Annotated in this window: 20 protein-coding genes; 7 read left to right on the top strand and 13 right to left on the bottom strand. The window is 63.1% G+C overall.

The window, feature by feature from the left end; genetic code table 11:
- Positions 1-6: 6 nt before the first annotated feature.
- The 6 genes from CTATCC11996_RS11665 to ahpC form a co-directional block, all read right to left on the bottom strand.
- Positions 7-897, bottom strand: a complete 891-nt coding sequence (locus tag CTATCC11996_RS11665) for a heme/hemin ABC transporter substrate-binding protein (protein ID WP_003076297.1) — start codon at positions 895-897, stop codon at positions 7-9.
- Entirely contained in the window at positions 894-2,006 is a 1,113-nt protein-coding gene (locus CTATCC11996_RS11670) for a hemin-degrading factor (protein WP_003076299.1), read from the bottom strand. The genes CTATCC11996_RS11665 and CTATCC11996_RS11670 overlap by 4 nt, the downstream gene beginning before the upstream one ends.
- Complete coding sequence (locus CTATCC11996_RS11675) at positions 2,003-2,392, bottom strand: hypothetical protein (protein WP_003076301.1); 390 nt, start codon at positions 2,390-2,392, stop codon at positions 2,003-2,005. Before CTATCC11996_RS11675 ends, CTATCC11996_RS11670 begins: the two co-directional genes overlap by 4 nt.
- Positions 2,393-2,463: 71 nt before the next feature.
- Entirely contained in the window at positions 2,464-4,728 is a 2,265-nt protein-coding gene (locus tag CTATCC11996_RS11680; RefSeq protein ID WP_003076304.1) for a TonB-dependent hemoglobin/transferrin/lactoferrin family receptor, read from the bottom strand.
- Positions 4,729-5,067: 339 nt separating this feature from the next.
- Positions 5,068-6,624, bottom strand: a complete 1,557-nt coding sequence (ahpF, locus tag CTATCC11996_RS11685; protein ID WP_003076305.1) for an alkyl hydroperoxide reductase subunit F — start codon at positions 6,622-6,624, stop codon at positions 5,068-5,070.
- Between the two features lie 176 nt (positions 6,625-6,800).
- Complete coding sequence (ahpC, locus tag CTATCC11996_RS11690; RefSeq protein WP_003057651.1) at positions 6,801-7,376, bottom strand: alkyl hydroperoxide reductase subunit C; 576 nt, start codon at positions 7,374-7,376, stop codon at positions 6,801-6,803.
- A gap of 393 nt (positions 7,377-7,769) precedes the next feature.
- On the opposite strand from ahpC, the gene bfr reads away from it, so the two are divergent.
- Positions 7,770-8,246 carry a bacterioferritin gene (gene bfr / locus CTATCC11996_RS11695; RefSeq protein WP_003057652.1) on the top strand — a complete coding sequence of 159 codons (477 nt, stop codon included), beginning with the start codon at positions 7,770-7,772 and terminating at the stop codon, positions 8,244-8,246.
- A gap of 65 nt (positions 8,247-8,311) precedes the next feature.
- Here bfr and CTATCC11996_RS11700 read toward each other — a convergent pair whose 3' ends face one another.
- The 3 genes from CTATCC11996_RS11700 to CTATCC11996_RS11710 form a co-directional block, all read right to left on the bottom strand.
- Complete coding sequence (locus CTATCC11996_RS11700; protein ID WP_003057653.1) at positions 8,312-9,268, bottom strand: alpha-E domain-containing protein; 957 nt, start codon at positions 9,266-9,268, stop codon at positions 8,312-8,314.
- Positions 9,268-10,728 carry a circularly permuted type 2 ATP-grasp protein gene (locus CTATCC11996_RS11705; RefSeq protein WP_003076309.1) on the bottom strand — a complete coding sequence of 487 codons (1,461 nt, stop codon included), beginning with the start codon at positions 10,726-10,728 and terminating at the stop codon, positions 9,268-9,270. The genes CTATCC11996_RS11700 and CTATCC11996_RS11705 overlap by 1 nt, the downstream gene beginning before the upstream one ends.
- Before the next feature lie 160 nt (positions 10,729-10,888).
- Positions 10,889-13,378 carry a DNA internalization-related competence protein ComEC/Rec2 gene (locus CTATCC11996_RS11710; protein ID WP_034348915.1) on the bottom strand — a complete coding sequence of 830 codons (2,490 nt, stop codon included), beginning with the start codon at positions 13,376-13,378 and terminating at the stop codon, positions 10,889-10,891.
- Between the two features lie 210 nt (positions 13,379-13,588).
- On the opposite strand from CTATCC11996_RS11710, the gene CTATCC11996_RS11715 reads away from it, so the two are divergent.
- A complete protein-coding gene (locus tag CTATCC11996_RS11715; protein ID WP_003076313.1) occupies positions 13,589-14,047 on the top strand; it encodes a RidA family protein in 459 nt (152 codons plus the stop codon).
- Positions 14,048-14,210: 163 nt separating this feature from the next.
- Positions 14,211-15,104, top strand: a complete 894-nt coding sequence (pdxY, locus tag CTATCC11996_RS11720; protein ID WP_003076314.1) for a pyridoxal kinase PdxY — start codon at positions 14,211-14,213, stop codon at positions 15,102-15,104.
- A 16-nt stretch (positions 15,105-15,120) separates the two neighbouring features.
- On the opposite strand, the gene CTATCC11996_RS11725 is transcribed toward pdxY, so the two are convergent.
- The 4 genes from CTATCC11996_RS11725 to CTATCC11996_RS11740 all read right to left on the bottom strand — a co-directional run bounded on the left by CTATCC11996_RS11725 (position 15,121) and on the right by CTATCC11996_RS11740 (position 22,310).
- On the bottom strand, positions 15,121-16,782 hold the full coding sequence (locus CTATCC11996_RS11725) for a methyl-accepting chemotaxis protein (RefSeq protein ID WP_003076317.1): 1,662 nt from the start codon (positions 16,780-16,782) through the stop codon (positions 15,121-15,123).
- Positions 16,783-16,987: 205 nt separating this feature from the next.
- On the bottom strand, positions 16,988-19,378 hold the full coding sequence (gene parC / locus CTATCC11996_RS11730) for a DNA topoisomerase IV subunit A (protein WP_003076318.1): 2,391 nt from the start codon (positions 19,376-19,378) through the stop codon (positions 16,988-16,990).
- A 40-nt stretch (positions 19,379-19,418) separates the two neighbouring features.
- A complete protein-coding gene (locus tag CTATCC11996_RS11735) occupies positions 19,419-20,285 on the bottom strand; it encodes a lytic transglycosylase domain-containing protein (protein ID WP_034349049.1) in 867 nt (288 codons plus the stop codon).
- 54 nt (positions 20,286-20,339) lie between these two features.
- Complete coding sequence (locus CTATCC11996_RS11740; protein ID WP_003064589.1) at positions 20,340-22,310, bottom strand: DNA topoisomerase IV subunit B; 1,971 nt, start codon at positions 22,308-22,310, stop codon at positions 20,340-20,342.
- Positions 22,311-22,726: 416 nt separating this feature from the next.
- Between CTATCC11996_RS11740 and CTATCC11996_RS11745 the strand changes: the two genes are divergently transcribed.
- From CTATCC11996_RS11745 to CTATCC11996_RS11755, 4 genes are all read left to right on the top strand, one after another.
- On the top strand, positions 22,727-23,923 hold the full coding sequence (locus CTATCC11996_RS11745) for an MFS transporter (RefSeq protein ID WP_003076322.1): 1,197 nt from the start codon (positions 22,727-22,729) through the stop codon (positions 23,921-23,923).
- Between the two features lie 16 nt (positions 23,924-23,939).
- On the top strand, positions 23,940-24,071 hold the full coding sequence (locus CTATCC11996_RS26475; protein WP_003064585.1) for a hypothetical protein: 132 nt from the start codon (positions 23,940-23,942) through the stop codon (positions 24,069-24,071).
- Between the two features lie 42 nt (positions 24,072-24,113).
- A complete protein-coding gene (locus CTATCC11996_RS11750) occupies positions 24,114-24,926 on the top strand; it encodes an SDR family oxidoreductase (protein WP_003076324.1) in 813 nt (270 codons plus the stop codon).
- An 81-nt stretch (positions 24,927-25,007) separates the two neighbouring features.
- Positions 25,008-25,610 (top strand): class I SAM-dependent methyltransferase, encoded by a 603-nt coding sequence (locus tag CTATCC11996_RS11755; RefSeq protein ID WP_370511088.1) that lies wholly within the window; start codon positions 25,008-25,010, stop codon positions 25,608-25,610.
- Positions 25,611-25,618 lie beyond the last annotated feature (8 nt).

Genomic DNA, 25,618 nt, shown 5'->3' on the forward strand with positions numbered 1-25,618 from the left:
TCATGCTCAGGCCACCCACTGCAGGGCGCGCATATGCAAAGCCTGCACGGCACTGGGCAGGCGCGGGCCAAAGCCCAGCAAATGGCTGGCTTCCAGTGTCACCAGCGCCTTCTTGGCGTAGGCGGGCGTCAGTGCCAGCTCGGGCCGCTTCCAGAAGGCGGCCTCGCCACCCAGTGCTTCGATGCCCTGGGTGGTGTTGATAATGACCTCGGGCGCGGCGCTGGCCATGGCTTCAGCAGTCAAGGGCTTGTAGCCGTCGAACTGGTCGATGGCATTGACGCAGCCCGCGTACTGGATCAGCGCATTGGCTGCCGTGCCCTTGCCCGCCACTTGCGGACTGCCGCTGTGCGAGAGCACAAACAGCACGCGTGGCTTGCGCTGGGCCTTGGCCACCTGGGCCTGCACGCTGCTCCACTGCGCCTCGAGCTGGGCCAGCAGCTTGTCGGCCTCGGCCAAGCGGCCGGTTTCGCGGCCCACGACCTTGACCTTTTCCTGCACCTCGGCCCAGTTGTGCCTGGCCGCAACCAGCGATACGCGCACGCCTGCCTGACGGATCTGATCGAGCACCACGGGCGGACCGGCCTCGCTGGTTGCGATCACCGCATCGGGCTTGAGCGAGAGCAGGCCTTCGGCCGAGAGCTGGCGCACATAGCCGACCTTGGCAGTTTTTTGCGCCGCCTCGGGGAACAGGCTGGTGGTGTCCGTGCCCACCAGCAGGCTCTGAGCATTGAGCAGATAGACCACCTCGGTCAGTGCGCCGCTGAGCGACACCAGTCGCTTGGCTCCGGGTGCGGCAGCTGCAGAAGCGGCCTGCACCAGCCCCGGCAGGGCCGTGCCCGCCACGGCCGCACCCAGCCACTGCAGGCCCTGGCGTCGGGAAATGCTGGCCGTGCTCATGCAGCCTCCGCCACTGCCGCCTTGCGCGGCAGGCCGGCCACCAGATCGCGCCAGCCTTGCAGCTCGGGCTGGCCGGGCTTGCGCTCGCCGAAGAACATGGCCATGTTGTTGCCTTCGGCATCAAAGGCCTCGACCGAGGTCACCACTCCATCGCTGGTGGGCTTTTGCACCACCCAGACATTGGCGATCAGGTCGGTGCGCAGATGCAGGTTGAAGCCCTTGTCCAGCACATTGATCCAGCGCACTCCGTCCTTGCCGTCCATGGGCTGGATATTGCTCACGGGGCCGGTATGGATCTGAATGCAGCCGCTGCTGCCCACAAACACCATGATGGATACGCCGTCCACCGCCGCATCGCCCAGCAGCTGCGCGACCGCGTCGGTGTTCAGGCGCTCGCAGTACTGAGGCACGAGTCGGAAGGCCTGCTGGCGCTCGGCTCCGAACCTGCGCAGCATCTCGAAGAACTCATGCGTGTCCTTCATATCGGTCCAGGCCTGGCTCAGCGCGGGCACGTCGATCTCGGCGTCGGCCTTGATCGCGGGCTTGGCCGCAGGCTCGCGGAACACATAGCCTGCGGAGGGCTCGGCAAAGCGCTCGACCAGCGCATTCCAGGCCGCCATGTCCGTGGCCTCGCGTGCAAACACCTTGTGCACGGCACGGCCGGCAGCGTCATAGAACTGCAGGCTGCGCATGGCGGGACGGTTGCCGTTGGCGGACTCCTCGGTCACGGCAAAGCCGGCATGCCAGTGCATGAAGAACAGGCGCAGATCGATCTCGCGGCTCAGCGCCAGACCCACCGGGCCCTGGGCCGACAGGTTCTGGTAGATGCCGTCCTTTTCATGCACGGTGGATTCGTTGCGCGTGAGCGCCATCACGGTGCCGCAGGCTTCCAGGCCTTTAAGAATGTCCAGCCATTCGGCGCGCAGTGGCAAAGCCTTGAGCGTGCGTTCATGCTCGCCGCCATGGGCGGCGATGACCGCGCCTTCGCTCAGTTGCAGCGCCTCGGCCGCATCCTTGGCACGCAGGCCTTGCTCGCGCTTTTGCGCGAATTGCTCACGGATTTGCACCGCAGTCATGGTCTGGATTTCAGGGGATGTGATGGCGTTCATTGCAGGGTCTCCGGGCTGTGATGCCAGTGTGGTTGTGGATTGGAAAATTCGTCGTCAAAGCGGGGAGCGGAAGCCTGGGCTTCGGGCTCTTGTTCGGGCTGCGCCAGCACCTGGGCCACGGAGGCCCAGCGCTGCTCCAGCTTTTGCAGAAAGTGGCGCATGTCCTCGGAGCGCTCACAGCCGTCCAGGCCTTCGGCCATGCGTGCCAGTTGCGTCGATACCCTCTGAGCCATGGGCGCGCGGTGCGCCGCACAGCAGCCCTGGCTGAAACCGGTCATCAACGCCAGCACCGTGGCGAGCTGGGCTTCGCCCTCGGTCAACAGATATTCCTCATCGCGGCTGCCAGAGGCACTCTGGGCATTGGCGGCGTTCTCGAAAACAGACATGGCACACTCCCGCAGTTTTTGAGTCAAACAGATCTCAAGCGCTTATCAATAAAGCGCTTTCAGCTACAAAATCAGAAATCCTGAACCAGGGACACGCGCACATTGCGGCCCGGCTGGGTATAGGCATCGGCAATCTGCGTCGTGCGGCTCAAGCCACGCACATCCGCCCAGCGCGAATACTTTTTGTCGGTCAGGTTGTAGATACCCACGTTCAGACGCGTGCCGGGGCGGATACGCCATTGCGCACTCAAATCCAGCACCGTCGCTGATGGGCTGAGGAAGGGGCGACCAGAGGAAAGATCGGGCGCATCCTTGTCTTTTTTGCCCGCCCAGTGCGAGGCGCTGAGCTGCACGCCAACAGTGGATCTGTCATAGCGCACGCCCAGCACCAACTGCTGTGGCGAAATGGTGTCCACCGGCTTGTTGGTGCTCTTGTCCGTGCCCTTGGTATAGCCATAGGCAGCGTTGGTGCGCCAGTTGCCTCCAGCAAAGCGGCCCCAGTCGTAGTCGGCCTTGAGCTCGAAGCCGCTGATATGTACGCGATTCAGGTTGACGGACTGGAAAGTGGCCGGATTGTTGCGATCGCCGTATTCGCCCGCCACCTGCACCTGGTCCTGGATGAAGTCCTTGTAGCGGCCCGTGAAGACTGCAGCATCGAGACGCAAGGCATTCATGCGGCCGCGCAGACCCAGCTCGAAGGTATTGCTCTTCTCAGGCTTGAGGTCGGGGTTGGGAATGCTCTTGTAGAACATGAACGGGTTCTCGAAGAAGGCATTGATCTGCCCTGCATTCGGCGCTCTGAAGCCGGCGGCATAGTTGCCGTAAACCGACCAGGCATCGTTCATCTGGAACATGGCGCCCAGCTTTGGCGAGATGGCCGAGTCGGAGTTGCTGACCGCCGTGCCGCCAAAGCCCTGCTGCTTGGGCTTGATGCTGTAGTGCTCGGCACGCACGCCGGGCGTCAGGCTGAACGCGCCATAGTGCAGCTCGGCCTGGGCAAACAGCGCCGTCGAAGTTTCCGTGGTGTCGGGGAAGCGCTTGAGCGGGAAGCTCTCACCGGCAGGCGGCGTGATGCCGTTTTGCTCGTTGACCACCTTGCCGCGCAGATAGTCCATGCCATAGCTGAACTTGCCGCTAAGGCCATTGCTCCAGCGCAGCGTCTTGCCGGCCTGGGCATGCAGTTGCAGCGCGTCCTCGTCATAGGTCACATCACGCTCGCGATAGGCCAGAGGCGGAGTACGTGTTTCGGTCACGAACTCACGCGAGTCCGAACTCTGGTAGCTGGCCATCAGCTTGATTTCATCAGCCAGTGTCGTATTCAGTTCACGCCACTCACCTTGCCAGCTGGCACGCCAGCGCTTCATGGTGGTTTGTGCCCGCGAATCCGTCACCGTGGCCGTGCGTGCGCTGAGCAAATCGAAGTCCGCGCGCTTGTCCACGTTTTCCAGCGTGAACACATGCTTTTGCACGGCAGACGGCGTATAGACCAGACGACCCAGCAGCGAATGGCTCTTGTCCTTTTCAGGATTGGGCGTGGTGCGCAACGCACCCACCACATTGTTGCTGCCCATGCTTTCCAGCGCGCTGGAGCGGCCTATGCCAGCAGACACCAGCCAGCTCCACTCGGGGCTGGCGCGCCCTGCGATCGTCGCGCCCACGCGCTTGCCATTGTCCGAGCCGTCATAGCTGGCCGAGACACGGCCGCCAATGCTCTTGCCGTCCTTGAGCAAGTCATCGGGCTGTACGGTGATGAAGTTGACCAGGCCACCCATGCCGTCCGAGCCATAGAGCGCAGGCACTGCGCCGCGCAGAATCTCCACGCGTTGCACCAGACCCAGGTCCAGATAGTCGCGGCCAAAGGAGTTGGCGCTGAAGGTATAGCTGCGCGGCAGGCGCACGCCATCGACCAGCATCAGCACGCGGTTGCCTTCCATGCCACGGATATTGAAGCCGCTGTTCTGGTCACGCCCTGTGGGTGAGCCGGCCAGTGTGAAACGCGCCGGACTGCGCGGCACGGTCACATTGGGCAGCTTGGCTGCAAGCTCGCGGATGTCGCCGATCTGCTCCTCCTCCATCTGCTTGGCATCAATGACGTCCACCGTCATGGGCAGGCTGTCGGCGTCCTGCTCGTCGCGCGAGGCACTGATGACCACATCGCGCAGCACGGGCGTGCTGCGGTCGGCACGGGCCGCCGCGACCTGGACGGATTCGGAGGATTGCTGCTGGGCCTGGGCCGAGATAGCGGCGCAGGCCAGTGCGCAGGCCAGCGCCAGCGGACGGAGATTGGAGCGTGGCGCCAGCGAGGCGCGGGCGTGCAAAGCGGTGGCGGAAGCCATACCAGAAACCCTCTTTATTCATAGAAATGGACAAGAGCTGGCTTCTGATAGGTACGTCAATGGCCACAGGTCGAAACGTCAGAGGCTTCGCGGCCTGTAGCTGGCACGGCATTGGCTGGCTGAATGGCGCTCAGTATATGCGAATAATTCTCAACTGCAAATAACTTCGTTACAAAACGGGAATTGCGCCCCGACGCAAGGCTGCGATGTCCCCAAATCCGGTGCATTGAACGCCAAAGCCCCTGACGACCCCGGCGGCCGTTCAAAAGCAAAAAGGACTGCCTGGGCAGTCCTTTTTTGATAGCTTTCATCGCTTACCCTGCAAGCGATGAAGGCCGTTCAGTTGCGGATCAGATGGTCGAAGGCCGACAGCGCTGCGGTAGCGCCGGCGCCGGCTGCGATCACGATCTGCTTGTAAGGCACCGTGGTGCAGTCACCTGCGGCGAACACCCCGGGAAGATTGGTCTGACCCTTGGCATCCACAATGATTTCGCCGAACTTGCTCAGCTCCAGCGTGCCCTTGAGCCATTCGGTGTTCGGCACCAGGCCGATCTGCACAAACACACCTTCGAGCTCCACATGGTGCTCGACACCGCTTGTACGATCCTTGTAGCTCAGACCGTTGACCTTGCCGTTGGCACCCGTGATCTCGGTGGTCTGGGCGTTGGTGATAACGGTCACATTGGGCAGGCTGTGCAGCTTCTTGACCAGCACGGCATCGGCCTTGAGCTGATCGGCAAACTCCACCACCGTCACATGGGCCACCAGACCCGCCAGGTCAATCGCAGCTTCGATACCTGAGTTGCCGCCGCCGATCACCGACACGCGCTTGCCCTTGAACAGCGGACCGTCGCAATGCGGGCAGTAGGCCACGCCCTTGTTCTTGTACTCGGCTTCGCCGGGCACGTTCACATTGCGCCAGCGCGCACCCGTGGACAGGATCACGGTCTTGGCCTTGAGCGAGCCACCGTTGGCCAGTTGCACTTCCACCAGGCCGCCGGGGTGCGCAGCGGGAATCAGCTTCTCGGCGCGCTGCAGGTTCATGATGTCCACGTCATAGGCACGGGTGTGGGCTTCCAGGGCTGCGGCGAACTTGGGTCCGTCGGTCTCCAGCACGGAGATGTAGTTCTCGATCGCCAGCGTGTCGTTGACCTGACCGCCAAAGCGCTCGGCTGCCACGCCGGTGCGAATGCCCTTGCGAGCAGCGTACACGGCGGCTGCCGCGCCGGCAGGACCGCCGCCGATGATCAGCACGTCAAAGGCTTCCTTGGCCGACAGCTTGGCGGCGTCACGCGAGGCTGCACCGGTGTCCAGCTTGGCCACGATTTCTTCGATGGTCATGCGGCCGGAGCCGAACACGCTGCCGTTCATGAACACCATGGGCACGGCCATGATTTCGCGCTCGGTCACTTCCTTCTGGAAAGCGCCGCCTTCGATCACCGTGGTCTTGACCTTGGGATTGAGAATGGCCATCAGCGACAGCGCCTGAACCACGTCGGGGCAGTTGTGGCAGCTCAGGCTCATGTAGACCTCGAAGTTGAAGTCGCCGTCCAGTGCCTTGATCTGCTCGATCACGTCCTGCTCCACCTTGGGTGGATGACCGCCCGTCCACAGCAGGGCCAGCACCAGCGAGGTGAATTCATGACCCAGAGGCAGACCGGCAAAACGCAGCTGGGTGGCTGCGCCCTGGCGCTGCAGCGTGAACGAGGGCTTGCGGGCATCGCTGCCGTCGGTGCGCAGGGAAATCTTGTCGCTGCGCAGGGACTGGATGGTTTTCAGCAGATCGTGCATCTGGGCACTGGTCTCGCTGTCATCCAGAGAAGCCACCAGCTCAAACGGCTGCTGCACGCGTTCCAGGTAGGCTGCGAGTTGGGCTTTGAGTTGATCGTCAAGCATGGTGGATTCCTTTGAATTTAGAGTTGTTGATGCAATGCAGCAAAGTGCTTTTGAGGCCTTTGCCCGCCCATGAAAGCAAAAACTGGGCGAAAAAAAAGCCGGACGGACGGGCAGAACTCGCCTGAACGTCGTCCGGCTTTCAGAGCGCTTGCACGCTCAGCCGATAGGTATCAGGCTTAGATCTTGCCGACCAGATCCAGCGAAGGAGTGATCGTGCTGGCACCTTCCTTCCACTTGGCGGGGCACACCTGGCCGGGGTTGGCAGCGGTGAACTGGGCAGCCTTGAGCTTGCGCAGGGTTTCAGACACGTCACGAGCGATTTCGTTGGAATGCACTTCCATGGTCTTGATCACGCCTTCGGGGTTGATCACGAAGGTACCGCGCAGAGCCAGGCCTTCTTCGGGGATGTGCACGCCGAAAGCGTTGGTCAGCTGGTGTGTGGGGTCGCCAACCAGGGGGAACTTGGCCTTGCCCACGGCGTCGGAAGTTTCGTGCCACACCTTGTGCGAGAAGTGGGTGTCGGTGGTCACGATGTAGACCTCGGCACCGGCCTTCTGGAACTCGGCGTAGTTGTTGGCTGCGTCTTCGATTTCGGTGGGGCAGTTGAAGGTGAAGGCGGCGGGCATGAAGATCACCACAGACCACTTGCCCTTCAGGCTCTCTTCAGTCACGGTGATGAATTCACCCTTGCCGTTGCGGTTCACATAGGCTTCGGTCTTGAAAGGTTGAACTTGAGTGTTGATCAGAGACATTTGCTGTTTCCTTGTGGTTAGTGTTTGAAGACAGGATGAAGTTTAGAGCGACCCGCTTAATAAAACCAATCGATTGATTTCATTAAATTGATTTAAAAAACCTATCAAACAAAATTCCCGGCTTCTGAAGTCAAGCCGCACCGCTGTGCAGCTCAGCTTTCTATTGTGGGCCGAAACCAGGTAGTTCAAGCCAATAGTCCTTCAATCACGCTCATAGCTTTTGTTGTCATCACTGAGTCAAACCTCGCGAGGAAGGTCCGTCCGGCAGCACGTAAGCTAAACGAGAACGCGCATCAGATGCAGCCAATTCGCGCGGGCATGGGCTTTGTTTGATTTGCCTCATAAAGCATGGACAATCGACGCGAACAACAACTGCCCGAGAAGGAGTCCCCCATGAAAGGTGATGCACAAGTCATTTCCTGGCTGCAAGCCCAGCTCAAGAACGAACTGACCGCCATCAATCAGTACTTTGTGCACTACCGCATGTACAAGCACTGGGGCTTCGACAAGCTGGCCAAGAAGGAATATGAGGAATCCATCGGCGAGATGAAGCATGCCGACGCGCTGATGGACCGCATCTTCATGCTCGACGGCCTGCCCAATCTGCAGGACCTGGGCAAGCTGCAGATCGGCGAGGACGTGCCGGAAGCCCTGGCCTGCGACCTGCGCCTGGAGCAAGCGGCGCAACAGACCATCAAGGACGGCATCGCGCACTGCGAATCCGTGCGTGACTATGTTTCGCGCGATCTGCTGCAGAAGATCCTGGACGACACCGAAGAGCACATCGACTTCCTCGAAACCCAGCTCGACCTGATCGACAAGGTCGGCACGCAGAACTATCTGCAGTCCCTGATGGGCGAGATCGAATAATTTCGGCTTCACGCTGAAAAACAAAAGCGGCCTCAGGGCCGCTTTTGTTTTGAGCGCCGCCTGTATCAGGTCGGCATCAGGAAGTCCCGGCTGATGCCCGAGCCCAGATCGTTGACGCGGTCGAGAAACTGCGTCAGATAGGCGTGCAAGCCGGTGGTCAGGATCTCGTCGATGCGGCCGTATTGCAGGTCTGCCAGCAGGCGCCCGGCCTTGCGCGTGGTTTCCTGCGAATGGTCGTTGGCCACGCGCTCCAGGTTCTTGACCACCTCATGCATGCTGGCCAGCAGCGAGCGCGGCATGTCGGCGCGCAGCATCAGCAGCTCGGCTACGCGTTCGGGCGTGATCACATCGCGGTAGACCTTGCGGTAGACCTCGAAGGCCGAGACGCTGCGCAGCAAGGCGCTCCAGTGATAGAAGTCGAAGTTCATCAGGGCGCGACCGCGCGGCATGCCGTGGTAGTCACGCTCTATGGAATGGAACTTCACATCCAGCAAACGCGCCGTGTTGTCGGCCCGCTCGACAAAGGTGCCCAGGCGCACAAAGTGCAGCGCCTCGTCCTTGAGCATGGTGCCCAGCGACACGCCACGCCAAAGGTGCGAGCGGTATTTGACCCATTCGAAGAACTGCGCTGGGTCCTTCTTCCAGGCATCCTTGCCGAAGTGGCGCTGCAGCGCCAGCCAGGTCTGATTCTGCGTTTCCCAGGATTCCGTGGTCAGCGCTCCGCGCACGGCACGCGCGTTCTCGCGCGCAGCCTTCAGACAGGCAAAGATGGAGGACGGATTGGCCTCGTCCGACACCATGAACTGCAGCACAGACTCGCGGTCCACCACGGGGAATTGCGCCTTGAAGGCAGGGATCAGCTCGCTGATGGACAGCACGCTCTGCCAGCCACGGTGTGCATCATGAATGGCCTGCGGCAGCATGGCGGTTTCATAGGCCACGCTGAGCATGCGCGCGGTGTTCTCTGCCCGCTCGGTGTAGCGGGACATCCAGTAAAGATGATCGGCGGTACGTGACAGCATCAATGGCCTCCCTCTTGATCTTCCAGCACCCAGGTGTCCTTGGTTCCCCCGCCCTGGGATGAATTCACCACCAGCGAGCCCTGCTTGAGCGCCACACGCGTCAGTCCACCGGCCACCATATTGACTTCGGTGCCCGTGAGCACAAAGGGCCGCAGGTCGATATGGCGCGGCGCTATGCCTTTTTCCACCATGGTCGGGCAGGTGGACAGGGAGAGCGTAGGTTGCGCGATATAGCCCGAAGGGTTGCCGACCAGCACGCGGCGGAAGGCTTCGATCTCGTCCTTGGTGGCTGCCGGGCCGATCAGCATGCCGTAGCCGCCGGCACCGTGCACCTCCTTGACGACCAGCTCATGCAGGTGATCGAGCACGTATTTGAGGTCGTCCTCCTTTCGGCACAGCCAGGTCGGCACGTTCTGCAGGATGGGCTCCTCACCCAGATAGAAGCGGATCATCTCCGGCACATAGGGGTACACCGATTTGTCATCGGCCAGGCCCGTGCCCACGGCATTGCAGATATTGACGTTGCCTGCACGGTAGGCCCGCATCAGGCCCTTGCAGCCCAGCGTCGATGTGGGCCTGAAGACTTCGGGGTCGAGGAAATCATCGTCCACGCGGCGGTAGATCACGTCCACACGCTGCAGACCCTGGGTGGTGCGCATGTAGACCACGTCTTTCTCGACCACCAGATCCTGGCCTTCGACCAGCTCCACCCCCATTTGCTGGGCCAGGAAGGCATGCTCGAAATAGGCACTGTTGTACATGCCAGGCGTCAGTACCACCACCGTGGGCTCCAGCACGCCCGAGGGCGCGCTGGCTCGCAGGGTGTCGAGCAGCATGTCGGGATAGTGGGCCACGGGCGCCACGGCGTGCTTGCCGAACAGCTCGGGAAACAGGCGCATGGTCATGCGGCGGTTTTCCAGCATGTAGGAAACGCCCGATGGCACGCGCAGATTGTCCTCCAGCACGTAGTAGACGCCGTTGCCCTGCTCATCGGGGGCGCGCACGATGTCGATGCCGGCGATATTGGCGTAGACATCGTTGGGCACCTGTATGCCTTCCATCTCGGGCCGGTACTGGCTGTTGCCGCGCACCAGCTCCGTTGGAATCAGGCCGGCACGCACCATGTCCTGCCCGTGGTAGGCATCGCGGATAAAGCAGTTGAGCGCCTTCACGCGCTGGGCCAGACCGGCCTGCATGCGGGCCCACTCATGGGCCGGAATGATGCGGGGAATCAGATCGAACGGAATCAGGCGCTCCGTACCGGCGCCGCTCTCGTCCTTGTCGCCATAGACGGCAAAGGTGATGCCCACGCGGCGAAAGACGATTTCCGCCTCGGCACTGCGGGCTCGCAGATATTCCTGCGATTGTTTGCCCAGCCACTGCGCATAGTCCCGATAGTGGTCTCGCACCGCACCACCTTCGGCGGGCAAGCTCAGATACATCTCATCGAATGTGCGCATCCTGTCCTCTCTATTTTTGCCGCAGCTCACGCATGCAAGCCACGGATCTCAGTTTAGCGACGCCGCACCGGACAAGCTGCCAGGCAACGAGCGTGCAACCATGCATATCTGCATCCGCCTGAAGGCGTTACAGCATCAATGCAAGCCTCATGCCAGTTTCTCAGGGCTGCGCCTTTGAAACAGCATGGACATCCCAATAATGCGCCCGAATCAAGCGCTCGCATTCCAATTTTTCCGGTTGAGCAGAGCTCCAGTAGGCTGCGCCGCAGCGATCCTGAGCCACCAGCTGGCTGCCCACCGCCTCATAGCGCTGCACCACCGCTGTCACCGGGTGTCCAAAACGATTCCGATAACCTGCCTGCACCACCGCCCAGCGCGGGCGCAGCGTGCTGACCCAGGACTCGGTCGATGACGTCTTGCTGCCATGGTGAGGCACCAGCAGCCAGTCCACCGGCTCGTCCAGACTGGTTTGCAGCAGTTGCCGCTCCTGCGCTGCCTCGATATCTCCGGCCAGCAGGGCCACGCGCCCGCTGGCCGAGCGCAGGCGCAGCACGCAACTGCCAAAGTTCGGCCTGGCCTTGCGACCATTGAGCCAGGCCTCTGCGGCGGGCGGGTGCAGCACTTCAAACGTCACGCCATCCCATTGCCATTGCTGCCCCTGGGTACAGCGCTGAACCGGAGCCAGGCCAGCCAGTTGCGCAGCTTGAATCACGGAGTCCGAACCCCAGACTTTCGCGCGAGGCTGAGCTGCCTTGACGGCCAAAGCCCCGCCGGTGTGATCCTTGTCGCTGTGACTGAGCATCATGGCATCAATGTGCATGCCATTCGCGGCCATCAGCGGCAAGAGCACACGCTCACCGGCATCGCTCTGGCGGCTGTACTGCGGCCCCGAGTCATAGAGCAGACGGTGCCTGGCTGTGCTGATGATGACGGCATTGCCCTGGCCGATATCCGCCGCCAGCAGTTCGAACTCGCCGACACGCGGCCGTGCCTGAGGCCAGGACAAGGCAGGCAGCGCCAACAGCGCGGCCACCAGTCGCAGCCGGCCCGGCAAAGGCGCAATCACCAGCAGTCCGGCGGCTATCGCCAGCACGCTGGCCCACCAGGCAGGCTGCGGCAAGGCCCATACGGCCCCAGGCAGTGCAGCCAGCCACTGCAGCAGGCTCATCAGGGGCAGCATGGCGACGGCGGCAGCGCTTGCCGCCATCGGCAGCACAGCCGCCAGCAAGGCCAGCGGCGTGACCACCAATGTCACCCAGGGAATGGCCAGCAGATTGGCCAGCAGGCCCACGACGGATACCTGGCCAAACAGCAGCAGCCCCAGTGGCGCCAGGGCAAGGGAGATCAGCCATTGTTCACGCCACAGGGCATGCAGCTTTGCCACCCATCGGCCCGCAGCGCTTTTGCCTTTCGCGCCGACAGCGCCCGAGCCCGAAGCCAGCAATACGCCGACCGCGACGAAACTGAGCCAGAACCCGGCCTGCCACAACGCCCAGGGGTCGGCCACCACAATCACCGCCAGCGCCAGCAGCCATACACAGGCCCAGGGCCAGCGCACGCCCAGCCATTGAAGCAGCGCCACTACGGCCAGCATGCAGATCGTGCGCTGTGCGGGCAGACCCCAGCCGCTGAACAAGGCATAGGCCGCCGCCAATAACACGCCCATGAGCAGGGCCGCACGCGGGGCAGGCACCCAGCGACAGGCGGGCGCACTAAGCCTCCATACACGGCCCACGATCAAGACTGCCAGCCAGGCAAACATGGTGATGTGCAGGCCCGATATGCTCATCAGATGCGCCACGCCTGTCTGGCGAAACAGCGTCCAGTCCTTGCGCTCAATCGCCTGCTGATCGCCCACGGCCAGCGCTGCCACCACGCCCAGAGCGGCCTGAGCATGCTCTGCGCCGCCACCTGGCCACCAGCGCTGCAAGCGCAATGCCTCGCCCTGAATGCGATCGCGCAAGCCCTGTCGCCAGCGCTGCAGCGGATATTGGCTTGTCACGGCCAGGAGTTCGGGCGCGGGCTGCTGGCGCACATAGCCCGTGGCCTGCACCCCTTGCTCCCAGGCCAGCAGCTCATAGTCAAAGCCGTGCGGATTGCGCGATCCATGCGGGCGCTTGATACGTACCGTGAAACGCCAGCGCTGGCCGGGGCTCAGCGCCACGCCTTTGGCCCAGTCAGGCACGAGAGGCTGGCTGGCATCCCGCACCTGCCCGAACGGGCCATACCAGGACAGCTCCAGCAGCCTTGGCACGCCGGCATCCGAGCTATCGACCACAAAACGCCAGCGCTGGCCATTGGCCTGATTCTGCAGCATGGAAGCAATGCGGCCTTCCACCTGCAGATCCACGGCCTCCAGCGACTGTGGCAGGGTCTGCTCCAGATAGGCATGGGCGCGCCACCCCGTCAGCCCCGCCACACAGCAGGCTGCACCCAACAGCATCAGCCACCAGCTCTGCCAGGGTCTGCCACGCCATCTGCCTGCAAACAGCATTGTCAGCAAACCCCAAGCCAGCAAGATCTGGTAGAGCGACAGATGCCACAGTCTGGCCTGAGTCACCTGCCAGGCAGCACCCAGCACACAACCCCACAGCGGCGCCAGCCACGACGGGCGGTGACGCTGAGAGCTTGGAGTCTGATGGGGCGGCATGCTGCCATGCTAGGAGGGAGCGCCCAGCCACAGCATTGCGACTATCCCTGCCCTGTATCGAACACCAAAAACAGCATCAAATACTTGCTCTCATTGTGCGAGCAGCTATCAATTCAAAAGCTATGGCCGCTATGCCAAGGCAATCAATGCCCTGGCCCGCTGCTGTGTCAAACTTGTCGATCCCTTAGCCTCGCACTTTTTGGAGTCGTCATGAGCGTCTATGAAAAACTCAAAGCCCTGAATATCACCCTGCCCGAAGTGGCCTTGCCTGCAGCCGCCTACCTGCCCTATATGCAGACCGGCAATCTGGTGTTCCTCAGCGGCCATATCGCCAAGCAAAACGGCCAGCCCTGGGTCGGCAAGCTGGGCGAGAACATGACGACCGAAGAAGGCAAGCAGGCAGCCCGCGCCGTGGCCGTGGATCTGATGGGCACGCTGCAGCATGCCTGCGGCGGCGATCTGAATCGCGTCAAGCGCATCGTCAAGGTCATGAGCCTGGTCAACTCCAGCACCAGCTATACCGAGCAGCATCTGGTCACCAACGGCTGCAGCGAACTGCTGGGCGAAGTCTTCGGCGAAGCCGGCAAGCACGCCCGCAGCGCCTTCGGCGTGGCCCAGATCCCCCTGGGCTGCTGCGTGGAAATCGAGCTGATGGCCGAGCTGGGCTAAGACTTCGGCTCACTCACATAAAGTGAGCTAATACCGCTTGCTATTCATAGATTTCAGATACAAAACAATCTGAACTTCTTGATAGATAAGCGCAAGCAGCTCACTTTATCTTTGCAGCGCGATGCTTGCCGCAAGCATCCCGACCACTCACGAAAGAGCCCCCATGCCCGGCACGCAGGCACCCCCGCTGGTTCTCAGCATTCAATCCCATGTCGCCTACGGCCATGTGGGCAACGACGCGGCCATGCTGCCGCTGCAGTTGCTGGGCATAGAGCCCGTGGCCGTGCATACGGTGCAGTTCTCCAATCACACCGGCTACGGCGAGTTCAAGGGCCAGGTCTTCACGCCCGCCCATGTACAGGATGTGCTGGACGGCCTGCGCGCCCGCGGCGTGCTGGCGCGCTGCACGGCAGTGCTCTCGGGCTATCTGGGCGATGCCGGCGTGGGCGAAGCCATTCTGGCCGCCGTGCAGGAGGTGCGCGCCGCCCAGCCCGGGGCCCACTATCTGTGCGACCCGGTCATGGGCGATGTGGGGCGCGGCGTGTTCGTGCGCCCCGGCATCCCGGACTTTCTGCGCAAGCGCGCGCTGTCCCAGGCCAGCGTCATCACGCCCAACCACTACGAGTTCGAGCTGCTGTGCGGCGGCCAGCCCCTGAGCACCGTGGAGGCGGCCACCCGGGCGGCCCGCTCCATGCTCACGCAGCTGCATCACAGCCCGTCGGCCCTGATCGTCATCACCAGCCTGCGCACCGACGATCTGCCATCCGGTCAGCTGGCCACGCTGGCCGTGACGGCCGACCAATCCTGGCTGGTACAGACGCCCTATATCGACCTGCACCCCCTGCCCAACGGCATGGGCGATGTGTTCTCGGCCGTGCTGCTGGGCCATCTGATTCAAGGGCGCGCCGTGCCCGATGCCGTGTCCAGGGCCGTGAGCACCTTGTATGCACTGGTCTCTCGCACCGAATCGGGGCAGCGCGACCTGCCCCTGGTCGCCAGCCGCGAGCAGATCATGGCACCGGCGCACCTCTTTGACGCCGTGCCGGTCATCGGCTGAAGCGGCGCGACCCGAATCACTCCTGGTGCGCAAGCGCCGGCTGGCGCGCGGCGCCGGACGGGCGTGGCCGGACCGTCGAGGCGGTCCCTTTTGCTACCGATTCAATACCAGCCTTGGCATGTAAGTGGCTGCTTCTGAGATCATCCATGCGGAACATGCTGATCGTCTGTGTCAGCTGCTCGGCCTGCTCCCGCAGGCTTTGCGCGGCAGCGGCCGATTCTTCGACCAGGGCCGCATTCTGCTGTGTCATCTGATCGAGCTGGCTGATGGCCTGGTTGACCTGGGTCACGCCTGCACTTTGCTGGACCGAGGCTTCGCTCACCTCGGAAATCATGGTGCTGGCGTTCTGCACCGATTTGACGATATTGTCCATGGATTCGCCCACGCTCTGCACCAAACTGATGCCGTTTTGCACGCGCGCCTCCGAGGTGCCGATCAGGGTACGGATTTCCTTGGCCGCGTCGCCGCTGCGCTGGGCCAGGGAGCGCACCTCGCTGGCCACCACGGCAAAACCGCGCCCTTGCTCGCCGGCGCGCGCCGCCTCCACCGCCGCATTGAGCGCGAGGATATTGGTCTGGAAGGCAATACCGTCGATGACGCCGATGATGTCGCCAATCTTCTGGCTGCTCTGGCGAATCTCGTCCATGGTCACCACCATGGAAGCCACGACCTCGCCGCCGCGCTGGGCCAGGGCGGCCGCGCCCGATGCCGTGCTGCGCGCCTGCTCTGCGCTGCTGGCGCTGTTCTGGATGGTGCTGGTGAACTCCTCCATGGCGGCAGCGGTTTGCTGCAGATTGCTGGAAGTCTGCTCGGTGCGCGCCGACAGGTCCTGGTTGCCGCCAGCGATCTCGGCGCTGGCCGTGGCAATGCTGTCGGCACTGTGGCGCACCTGGGCCACCATATCGTTGAGCGCCCGGCACATGTCCTGCTGGGTGCGCAGCAGCGCGCCGAATTCGTCATGGCGCTGCACGGTTTCGCCCACCCGCAGATCGCCGCCGGCAATGCGCTCGGCCATGACCTGGGCGGCCAGCAGCGGCGACTGTATGCTGCGGATCAGAAAGAAGGCACCGGCGGCAATGCCCAGCACCACAAACAGCACGACCACACCGGCTATCTTCACGGTCGCCATGCGCAACTCGGCCATCTGCAGCAGGCTGTCGGCAGCGGCCTTTTTCTGCAGGTCGACAAACGCCTGCAGCGATTGCAGATAGGCTGCAATCGCGGGCTTGAAGCTTTGCTCGGCCAGCGCGAGAGCCCGGACCGCCTCCCCCTGGTTCTTGAGCTGGGCAATCTGCTGGCGCAGCGTCAGCACCTGCTGGCGCGCTGCGGACACGCGCTCCATCTGGGCCTTGTCCTCGGCAGACACCGCCAGTGCCTGCAGCGCCTTTTGCACCCTGGAAATACGGTCCGAGGTCTCGGCCATCGCGGGCTTGAAGCTCGCCTCCACCGACGCCTCGCTGCTCAGCGCCAATGCCAACGTGCGCACGGCGTTGGCTTCGGTCAGGCCCATCCACTCGATCGCCAGCTCGGTGCGTGAGCGCATTTGCTGCGCCGTCTGGTCCGACACCTGCTGCGTGACCGAGGAGCGGTAGCCCGCGAACCCGATCACCGCAATCAACACCGCCACGATGAGTAACACTGCCGCCCAGAGCTTGTGGGCCATCTTGAGTCGCTGCATAAAATATCCTGCCAACAAAGCTGCACAAGGCCTGCGCGCAGACATCGCCGCGCATTGAGACAAAATGTATCCATGCTGAACCCATGTCAGCAGCAGGAATTTCCCTTTGTAGTGCGCTGCCCCTGGCCCATGCTTGCACCGCAGAAAACAAAAAGCCGCCCAGGACCTGCCTGGCGCGGCTTTTTGACAGGCGGCACAAGCCTGCTTATTCCACGCGCGTCACCGCCTGGGGCTTGAAGCCCAGGTCGGCTGCCTTGCCCTTGCGCCCACGATTGCCGCGGGCATTGTTGAGGCTGCGGATCTCCAGCGTCTCGGTACGTGCCTTGCCGCCGCGCCCCACGCCATCCAGGCGAATGCTGCGCGTATAGGCGGCAGCGCCGGCGAGCTGGTCCTTGTCTTCCAGGCTGATCAGCATCAGGCCGCGCCCGCCCTTGGGCATGGCCTTGAGCTCGGCGATCTCGAAGGTCAGAATGCGGCCGCCCACCGAGGCGCAGATCACATGGCTGGCGGGGTTGAGCAAACCGGCCCCCTGCTCGCCGCCTTCGACATATTCGGCACGCGCATTCATGGGCACGCCATGCACTACCGACGGTGCGCACAGGGTCTCGCCCTCGCCCAGCGTGACAAAGGCCTTGCCGGCCTTCTGGCGCGAAACCATATCGCCCACGCTCGCCGTGAAGCCGTAGGCACCCGAGCCCGAGAGCAGCAGCTGCGTGCTTTCGCTGCCGGCAAAGTAGTACAGCAGTTGCGTTCCGGCTTCGAGCTCGATCAGCGTCGTCACGGGCTGGCCGTCGCCGCGTCCACCCGGCAGGGCCGATACCGGCACCGAATAGACCCGGCCGTTGCTGCCAAAGGCCAGCAGCTGATCGACCGTGCGGCACTCGAACGTGCCATAGAGACTATCGCCTGCCTTGAAGCTCAGCGTGGCAGCGTCCACACCGTGGCCTTGGCGCGTGCGCACCCAGCCCTTTTCGGAAATGATCACGGTCGTGGGCTCGTCCACCACCTTGACCTCGGCCACCACCTTTTTTTCCTCGTGGATCAGGGTGCGACGGGCATCGCCAAAGGTCTTGGCATCGGCCTCGATTTCCTTGCAGATCAGGCGGCGCATGGTCGCCTCGCTGCCCAGGATGTCTTCGAGCTTGCCCTGCTCGCTACGCAGCTCCTTGAGCTCCTGCTCGATCTTGATGGCCTCCAGGCGCGCCAATTGGCGCAGACGGATTTCAAGAATGTCCTCGGCCTGACGCTCGGAGAGATTGAAGGCATCGATCAGGGCCTGCTTGGGTTCATCGCTGGCGCGGATGATGGCAATGACCTTGTCGATATTGAGCAGCACGGCCTGACGGCCTTCGAGGATGTGGATGCGATCGAGCACCTTCTCCAGCCGATGCCGGCTGCGTCGCGTCACGGTCTGGAAGCGGAAGGCGATCCACTCCTCCAGCATCTGGCGCAGCGACTTCTGCACCGGGCGGCCATCGAGGCCGATGCTGGTCAGATTGATCGAGCTCGAAGACTCCAGGCTGGTGTGCGCCAGCAGCGCCGTGATCAGCTCCGATTGAGGAATCTTGCCGGTCTTGGGTTCGAACACGATGCGCACTGGCGCATCCTTGCTCGACTCGTCGCGCACGCAGTCCAGCACGGCCAGCATGCTGGCCTTGAGCTGGGTCTGCTCCTGGCTCAGCGCCTTCTTGCCGGTCTTGACCTTGGGGTTGGTGATGTCCTCGATCTCTTCGAGCACCTTCTGGGCCGACACACCAGGCGGCAGCTCGGTCACCACCAGCTGCCACTGGCCGCGTGCCAGCTCTTCGATCTTCCAGCGTGCGCGCACCTTGAGACTGCCGCGGCCCGTGCGGTAGGCGTCGGCAATATCGCTGCTCGATGAAATGATCTGGCCGCCGCCCGGATAGTCTGGGCCGGGAATCAGCGCCAGCAGCTCCTCCTCGGGCAGTTGCGGCTTCTTGATCAGGGCCACGCAGGCCGCCGCCACCTCGGGCAGATTGTGGCTGGGGATTTCCGTTGCCAGCCCCACGGCAATGCCGCTGGCACCATTGAGCAGCGAGAACGGCAGACGGGCCGGCAGCTGCTTGGGCTCCTGGGTGCTGCCGTCGTAGTTGGGCACAAAGTCCACCGTGCCCATATCGATTTCATCGAGCAGCAGGCCGGTGATCTTGGACAGGCGCGCCTCGGTGTAACGCATGGCAGCTGCGCCGTCTCCGTCGCGGCTGCCGAAGTTGCCCTGTCCGTCGACCAGCGGGTAGCGCTGGTTGAAATCCTGCGCCATGCGCACCAGTGCGTCATAGGCCGACTGGTCGCCATGCGGGTGAAAGCGGCCCAGCACGTCCCCGACGACGCGGGCGCTCTTGACCGGCTTGGCGGCCGTATTGCCGTTCGGGCCGCTATAGCTCAGCCCCATGCGCTCCATGGCATAGAGAATGCGGCGCTGCACGGGCTTCAAGCCATCGCTGACATCCGGCAGGGCACGGCCCTTGACCACCGATAAAGCGTATTCGAGATAGGCGCGCTGTGCGTATTGACCCAGGTCCAGTGCATCGCCAGCGGCTTGTTGAGACAAATCCAGTGTGGTTTGATCGCTCATGAATTCTTTGTGATTTTCCAAATTGCGCCGATCCGGCGACTCAAGGTATTTGCGCGTCCGCAGCCGCAGAGGCTGCGCCCGGCAGAGTCATGCGTATGCGGGAGCCGCTGCGGCCAGCCGAGCCGGCCGCAGCCAGCCGGCCACTCAGGGGCCTGGCTGCCTGCAGCTGTTCGTAAATGCCCGTGACGGCCTTGACGTAATTCATTGTTTCCTTGTAGGGCGGAATCGCCTTGCCGAATTTCTGCACCGCACCTTCGCCCGCGTTATAGGCGGCCAGCACCAGATCGAGCCGGCCCGGGAACAAGTCCATCAGATAGCTCAGATAGCGCGCGCCGGCAGGCACGTTCACGGCCGGGTCGGCCAGCTGCTGCTGCATGCTGCGCTTCTTGCTGGCCGACACGCCAAAGCGCTCGGCCGTGGCCGGCATCAGCTGCATCAGACCGACAGCCCCCTTGGGCGAGACGGCCTGGGCATCGAAGCCGGACTCCACGGCGATCACGGCCTTGATCAGGTCGTAGTCCACGCCGGTCCTCTCGGCCGCCTTCTGCAGATGCGGCCTCACGCTCTTGTAGCGCGGCGAGACCTCGAAAAAGCTCTGCATACGGGTGCGGGCGTTGAGCCCCTCGGCCGCCGAGTCCTGCTTGAGCTGCAGGCCCGGCTGGCTGCTGTCGTAGAGCTCGCCCTTGAAGAACAGCTTGTAGCGCTCGTCCAGCGCCTCGGCCGCAAAGTGCGTGACGCCGAATTCGTCGACATAGGCCCAGAGATCGGCATGTGCCGCCGGCGCCATGGCCAGCCAGCCCGAGCCCGCCAGCAAGGCAGCCGCCACCGCACGTCGCAAACGCACAGACGCGAACCCGCCGCGCGCAGGCAGCTGGCTGGTTGAGACATCGAACATTGGCTTGTGCATGGCTGGCTCCATCGGCCGGTAGCGACCGCTAGTGCAGGCGTTGGCAACGCCCGCCTAGATATCGACCTCCACGGCATCGCCATGCAGCTCCATCAGCTCGCGGCGAGCGGCGGCTTCGCCTTTGCCCATGAGCTTGGTGACCACGGCTTCCGACTGTGCAAAGTCCAGATTCATGAACTGCACCGGCAGCAGACGACGCGTATCGGGGTTCAGCGTGGTTTCCCACAGCTGTTCGGCATTCATCTCGCCCAGGCCCTTGAAGCGGCTGACCTGGCATTTCTCACGCGGCACGCCGTCCTTGGCGCATTTTTCGATGATGGCATCGAGCTCGCCCGCATCCAGGGCATAGACCTTGATGGCCGGCTTCTTGCCGCGTGCAGGCACGTCCACACGGAACAGCGGCGGCAGCGCCACATGGATGTGACCGGCTTCGATGAGCTTGGGGAAATGCTTGAAGAACAGCGTCAGCAGCAGCACCTGGATGTGCGAGCCGTCCACGTCCGCATCCGAGAGAATGCAGATCTTGCCGTAGCGCAGGCCGGACAGGTCTGGCTCGTCATTGGGGCCATGCGGGTCCACGCCGATCGCCACCGAGATATCGTGGATTTCGTTGTTGGCGAACAGCCGGTCGCGGTCCACCTCCCAGGTGTTGAGCACCTTGCCGCGCAGAGGCAGGATGGCCTGGGTTTCCTTGTCGCGGCCCATCTTGGCGCTGCCGCCGGCAGAGTCGCCCTCGACCAGAAACACCTCGTTGACGGCTATGTCCTTGCTCTCGCAATCGGTCAGCTTGCCGGGCAGCACGGCCACGCCGCTGCCCTTGCGCTTTTCCACCTTCTGGCCGGCCTTCTGGCGGGTCTGGGCGGCCTTGATGGCGATCTCGGCCAGCTTCTTGCCCCAGTCCACATGCTCGTTGAGCCACAGCTCCAGCGCCGGGCGCACAAAGCCCGAGACCAGACGCACGGCATCGCGCGAGTTCAGGCGCTCCTTGATCTGGCCCTGGAACTGCGGGTCCAGCACCTTGGCATTGAGCACATAGCTGGCGCGCGCAAACACGTCGTCGGGCATGAGCTTGACGCCTTTGGGCAGCAGCGAGTGCATGTCGATGAAGGCCTTGACGGCCTGGAACAGGCCGTCGCGCAGGCCGCTGTCATGCGTGCCGCCAGCGGTGGTGGGAATCAGGTTGACATAGCTTTCGCGCAGCGGCGCACCGTCTTCGGTGAAGGCCACGCACCAGGCCGCGCCCTCGCCTTCGGCAAAGCTGTCGTTGTTCTTGTCGGCAAAGCCCTCGCCTTCGAACAGGGGGATGACGGGCTCGCCATGCAGGCTCTGCGCCAGATAGTCGCGCAGACCGCCCTTGAACTGCCAGCTCTGGGTGTCACGCGATTTTTCGTTGATCAGCGAAACGGCCACCCCGGGCATGAGCACGGCCTTGCTGCGCAGCAGATGCACCAGCTCGCCCATGGGCAGGGCCGAGGATTCGAAGTATTTGGCATCGGGCCAGGCACGTACCGTCGTGCCCTGCTTGCGCTCGCCAGCCTGCAAAGGGCGCACCTTCAGCGGCTCGATCACATCGCCGCCCGAGAACACCAGCGTGGCCACCTGGCCGTCGCGGTGCACCTGCACCTCCAGACGCGTGGCCAGCGCGTTCGTCACCGACACGCCCACGCCATGCAGACCGCCCGAGAAGCTGTAGGCGCCGCCATTGCCCTTGTCGAACTTGCCGCCCGCATGCAAACGCGTGAAGACCAGCTCCACCACGGGCGCCTTCTCCTCGGGGTGCAGGCCAAAGGGAATGCCGCGCCCGTCGTCCTCCACGCTGTAGGAGCCGTCGGCATGCATGGTGAACTTGATTTTCTTGCCGTAGCCGGCAAGCGCCTCGTCGGCAGCGTTGTCGATCACCTCCTGCAGGATGTGCAGGGGGTTGTCGGTGCGCGTATACATGCCGGGACGCTGTTTGACAGGCTCCAGACCCTTGAGAACGCGGATCGAGCCTTCGGAATATTCGTTGGACGGTTTGACTGCCATGGGGGCGGATTGTAGTAGCCTCTCCAGATGAGAGCTGGATAAATTCACAGTTGTTTACTCCCAATACTCTTGCACAAAGCCCGAACATCTGTCTTGGCAACGTGTTTTTACCGGATCTTTATCGCAGAGAAGACTATCAAAAAGATAGCTTTTACCTTATGTAATTCATATATTTAATATAGTTTTTTACCTAAATCATTTACAAATACTACGTAAGACGCTCACTTTTTTATTTTTCTGATTCGCTGTGCATCCAGGCAACCCAGCACTGCCATCGCATTCTGGCAGGCCGGACTGCCACGCATGTGACGAGCTGTGCAGGCGCAAAACAGCGGGTTTCGTTACAGTGGTGTGCTGACCGCCCCCAAGCCTTTTTTCGCACACACGGCATGACTACAAAGACAACTCAAGCCCCCATGTCCATGGCGCAGATTCTTCTGTGCGGTGGCGCCATCGTCACGCTCTCCATGGGCATACGCCACGGCTTCGGCCTGTGGCTGCAGCCCATCACCCAGGAGATGGGCTGGACGCGCGAGAACTTTTCCCTGGCCATCGCCGTGCAGAACCTGTCCTGGGGCATCCTGGGCATCTTCGTCGGCATGCTGGCCGACCGCATCGGCGCCTTCAAGGTGCTGATCGGCGGCTCCGTCCTCTACGCCCTGGGTCTGGTCGGCATGGCGCTGTCTCCCACTTCCACGGTGTTTTTGCTGACCGCCGGCGTGCTGATCGGCGCGGCCCAGGCCGGCACTACCTATGCCGTGATCTACGGCGTGCTGGGCCGGCAGATTCCGGTGGCGCGGCGCAGCTGGGCCATGGGCGTGGCCGCAGCGGCAGGCTCGTTCGGCCAGTTCTTCATGGTGCCCGTGGAGGGCAAGCTGATCGCGCAGTTCGGCTGGTCCAATGCCTTGCTGATACTCGCGCTGTTCGCGCTGCTGATTGCCGCCCTGGCCTTTGGCCTGCGCGAGCCGGGCTTTGGCGGCAGCACGCCCATCAAGCGCGAGCAGACCGTGGGCCAGGCACTCAGGGAAGCCTGGACCTACCCCAGCTTTCTGCTGCTGATGGCGGGCTACTTTGTCTGCGGCTTTCAGGTCATGTTCATCGGCGTGCATATGCCCAGCTATCTGAAGGACTTCGGCATGGCGCCCCATGTGGCCAGCTATTCGCTGGCCCTGGTCGGCCTGTTCAATATCTTCGGCACCTATCTGGCCGGCAATCTGGGCCAGAAGCTGCCCAAGCGCTATCTGCTGTCGGGCATCTACGGCCTGCGCTCGGTGGCCACAGTGGCCTTTTTGCTGGCCCCGCTCTCGCCCTGGTCGGTCTATGCCTTCTGCGCCGCCATGGGCTTTCTGTGGTTGTCCACCGTGCCGCTGACCAATGCCACCATCGCCCAGATCTTCGGCGTGCAGCATCTGTCCATGCTGGGCGGCTTTGTCTTCTTCAGCCACCAGATCGGCAGCTTCCTGGGCGTATGGCTGGGCGGCTATCTCTACGATATCAACGGCAACTACGACATGGTCTGGTACATCTCGATTGCCCTGGGCATTTTTGCCGCCATCGTCAACCTGCCCGTGCGCGAGACAGCCATTGTGCGCAGCGCGCCCAGCGCAGCCTGATACCGGAGACACCCCCATGCCGCTCAAACTCTGGCAACGCATCTCCATCTGGTGTGCCGTGCTCGTGCTGCTGCTGGCGGTGTTTGCCCTGTATCTGCAACCGGAATTCATGCTCACACTGGCAGACCAGGTCTGGGCCTGCTTCTGAGCTCTTGGGCAACCGGCCCGGGCGGCATGGCCGGGAGAGAGCATGGCCCGCATCATCATCACCGGAGCCTCGGACGGCATAGGCGCCGAAATGGCCCGCCAGCTGGCACAAACCCATGGCAGCCGGCTGCAGCTGACGCTGGCCGCGCGCAATGCCGGCAATCTGCAAGCCGTGGCAGAACAATGCCGAGCCCTGGGGGCGCAAGTGCTGGAAGTTCCCACCGATGTGAGCGAAGAGGCCCAGTGCCGCGCACTGATCGACGCCGCCGTGCAGCAGTTTGGCGGGCTGGATGCCCTGATCAACAACGCCGGAGTCTCTGCCCATGCGCTGTTCGAGCAGGTCAGCGCACAAGACCTGGGCTGGTATGAGAGGTTGATGCGCATCAACCTCTGGGGCAGCGTCTGGTGCACCCATGCGGCGCTGCCGCACCTCAAGGCCAGCCAGGGCTCCATCGTCGCCGTGTCTTCGCTGGCCGGTCTGATCGGCGTGCCGGGCCGCACGGCCTATAGCGCCAGCAAGTTCGCCATGGCCGGCTTCTTCGAAGCCCTGCGCATCGAGCTCAAACCCGCCGGCGTGAGCGTAACCACCGCCTACCCCGGCGTGGTGGACACGCGCATCCGCGTCCACGGCTACAACGCCAGAGGCGAGGCCGCAGGCGTCAGCGGCCTCAAGGAAGACGGCGCGATGACGGTGGCCGAATGCGCGCGTCTCATCCTCGACGGCCTGAAGCGCCGCCAGCGCGAAGTGGTGATGACAGGCAAGGGCAAGCTGGGCCGCTTCATCAAGCTGATCGCCCCGGGCATGGTGGAAGACATGGCCCTGGCCGCCCTCAAGGACGATGTGAAGCCGCACTGAGCCGGCGCGAGCTGCTGCCGACGCATCGACGCACAAGGCATGCAAGGATTTGGCTGCGGGCACTGCTATAGTTTTCGCAAGATGACCAGCAACTCCCAGCCTCCCGCACCCGCCGCCATTCCTGCTACGACCGCCAGCCACTGCGCGCCGGCGCCCTCTGCCTGGATTGCCCGCTTTGCCCATCTGGTACGCCCGCAGGGATCGGTGCTGGACCTGGCCTGCGGCATGGGTCGCCATACCCGTTTCTTCTCGGCCTTGAACCACACCCTGACCAGCGTGGACAGGGCGCCGGAGGCGACCCGGTCCGTGGCGGATATCGCCGAGACGATTACCGCCGACATCGAAAACAACGCCTGGCCGCTGACGGGCCGCAGCTTTGACGGCGTGGTCGTCACCAACTATCTGTGGCGTCCGCTGTGGCCGCAGATTCTGGACAGCGTCAAGCCCGGCGGCGTGCTGCTCTACGAAACCTTCGCCCAGGGCAACGAGGCCTATGGCAAGCCCTCGCGCCCGGACTTCCTGCTCGCCCCCGGCGAGCTGCTGCAAGTCTGCGCCGGCTGGAGCATCGTCGCCTACGAGCACGGTCTGCTTGAGCAGCCCGCGCGCGTGGTGCAGCGCATTGCTGCCATCCGGCCCGATGGCGCGGCCGCACCTGCCGCACCAGCAGCACTTGTGCAAGCCTGACGCCCCCT

The sequence above is a fragment of the Comamonas testosteroni ATCC 11996 genome, from assembly GCF_000241525.1.
Classification (GTDB): domain Bacteria; phylum Pseudomonadota; class Gammaproteobacteria; order Burkholderiales; family Burkholderiaceae_C; genus Comamonas; species Comamonas testosteroni.

Coding starts and splice junctions, on each gene's coding strand:
- CTATCC11996_RS11665 (WP_003076297.1), bottom strand. CDS start 897: ATGAGCACGGCCAGCATTTCCCGACGCCAGGGCCTGCAGTGGCTGGGT.
- CTATCC11996_RS11670 (WP_003076299.1), bottom strand. CDS start 2,006: ATGAACGCCATCACATCCCCTGAAATCCAGACCATGACTGCGGTGCAA.
- CTATCC11996_RS11675 (WP_003076301.1), bottom strand. CDS start 2,392: ATGTCTGTTTTCGAGAACGCCGCCAATGCCCAGAGTGCCTCTGGCAGC.
- CTATCC11996_RS11680 (WP_003076304.1), bottom strand. CDS start 4,728: ATGGCTTCCGCCACCGCTTTGCACGCCCGCGCCTCGCTGGCGCCACGC.
- ahpF (WP_003076305.1), bottom strand. CDS start 6,624: ATGCTTGACGATCAACTCAAAGCCCAACTCGCAGCCTACCTGGAACGC.
- ahpC (WP_003057651.1), bottom strand. CDS start 7,376: ATGTCTCTGATCAACACTCAAGTTCAACCTTTCAAGACCGAAGCCTAT.
- bfr (WP_003057652.1), top strand. CDS start 7,770: ATGAAAGGTGATGCACAAGTCATTTCCTGGCTGCAAGCCCAGCTCAAG.
- CTATCC11996_RS11700 (WP_003057653.1), bottom strand. CDS start 9,268: ATGCTGTCACGTACCGCCGATCATCTTTACTGGATGTCCCGCTACACC.
- CTATCC11996_RS11705 (WP_003076309.1), bottom strand. CDS start 10,728: ATGCGCACATTCGATGAGATGTATCTGAGCTTGCCCGCCGAAGGTGGT.
- CTATCC11996_RS11710 (WP_034348915.1), bottom strand. CDS start 13,378: ATGCCGCCCCATCAGACTCCAAGCTCTCAGCGTCACCGCCCGTCGTGG.
- CTATCC11996_RS11715 (WP_003076313.1), top strand. CDS start 13,589: ATGAGCGTCTATGAAAAACTCAAAGCCCTGAATATCACCCTGCCCGAA.
- pdxY (WP_003076314.1), top strand. CDS start 14,211: ATGCCCGGCACGCAGGCACCCCCGCTGGTTCTCAGCATTCAATCCCAT.
- CTATCC11996_RS11725 (WP_003076317.1), bottom strand. CDS start 16,782: ATGCAGCGACTCAAGATGGCCCACAAGCTCTGGGCGGCAGTGTTACTC.
- parC (WP_003076318.1), bottom strand. CDS start 19,378: ATGAGCGATCAAACCACACTGGATTTGTCTCAACAAGCCGCTGGCGAT.
- CTATCC11996_RS11735 (WP_034349049.1), bottom strand. CDS start 20,285: ATGCACAAGCCAATGTTCGATGTCTCAACCAGCCAGCTGCCTGCGCGC.
- CTATCC11996_RS11740 (WP_003064589.1), bottom strand. CDS start 22,310: ATGGCAGTCAAACCGTCCAACGAATATTCCGAAGGCTCGATCCGCGTT.
- CTATCC11996_RS11745 (WP_003076322.1), top strand. CDS start 22,727: ATGTCCATGGCGCAGATTCTTCTGTGCGGTGGCGCCATCGTCACGCTC.
- CTATCC11996_RS26475 (WP_003064585.1), top strand. CDS start 23,940: ATGCCGCTCAAACTCTGGCAACGCATCTCCATCTGGTGTGCCGTGCTC.
- CTATCC11996_RS11750 (WP_003076324.1), top strand. CDS start 24,114: ATGGCCCGCATCATCATCACCGGAGCCTCGGACGGCATAGGCGCCGAA.
- CTATCC11996_RS11755 (WP_370511088.1), top strand. CDS start 25,008: ATGACCAGCAACTCCCAGCCTCCCGCACCCGCCGCCATTCCTGCTACG.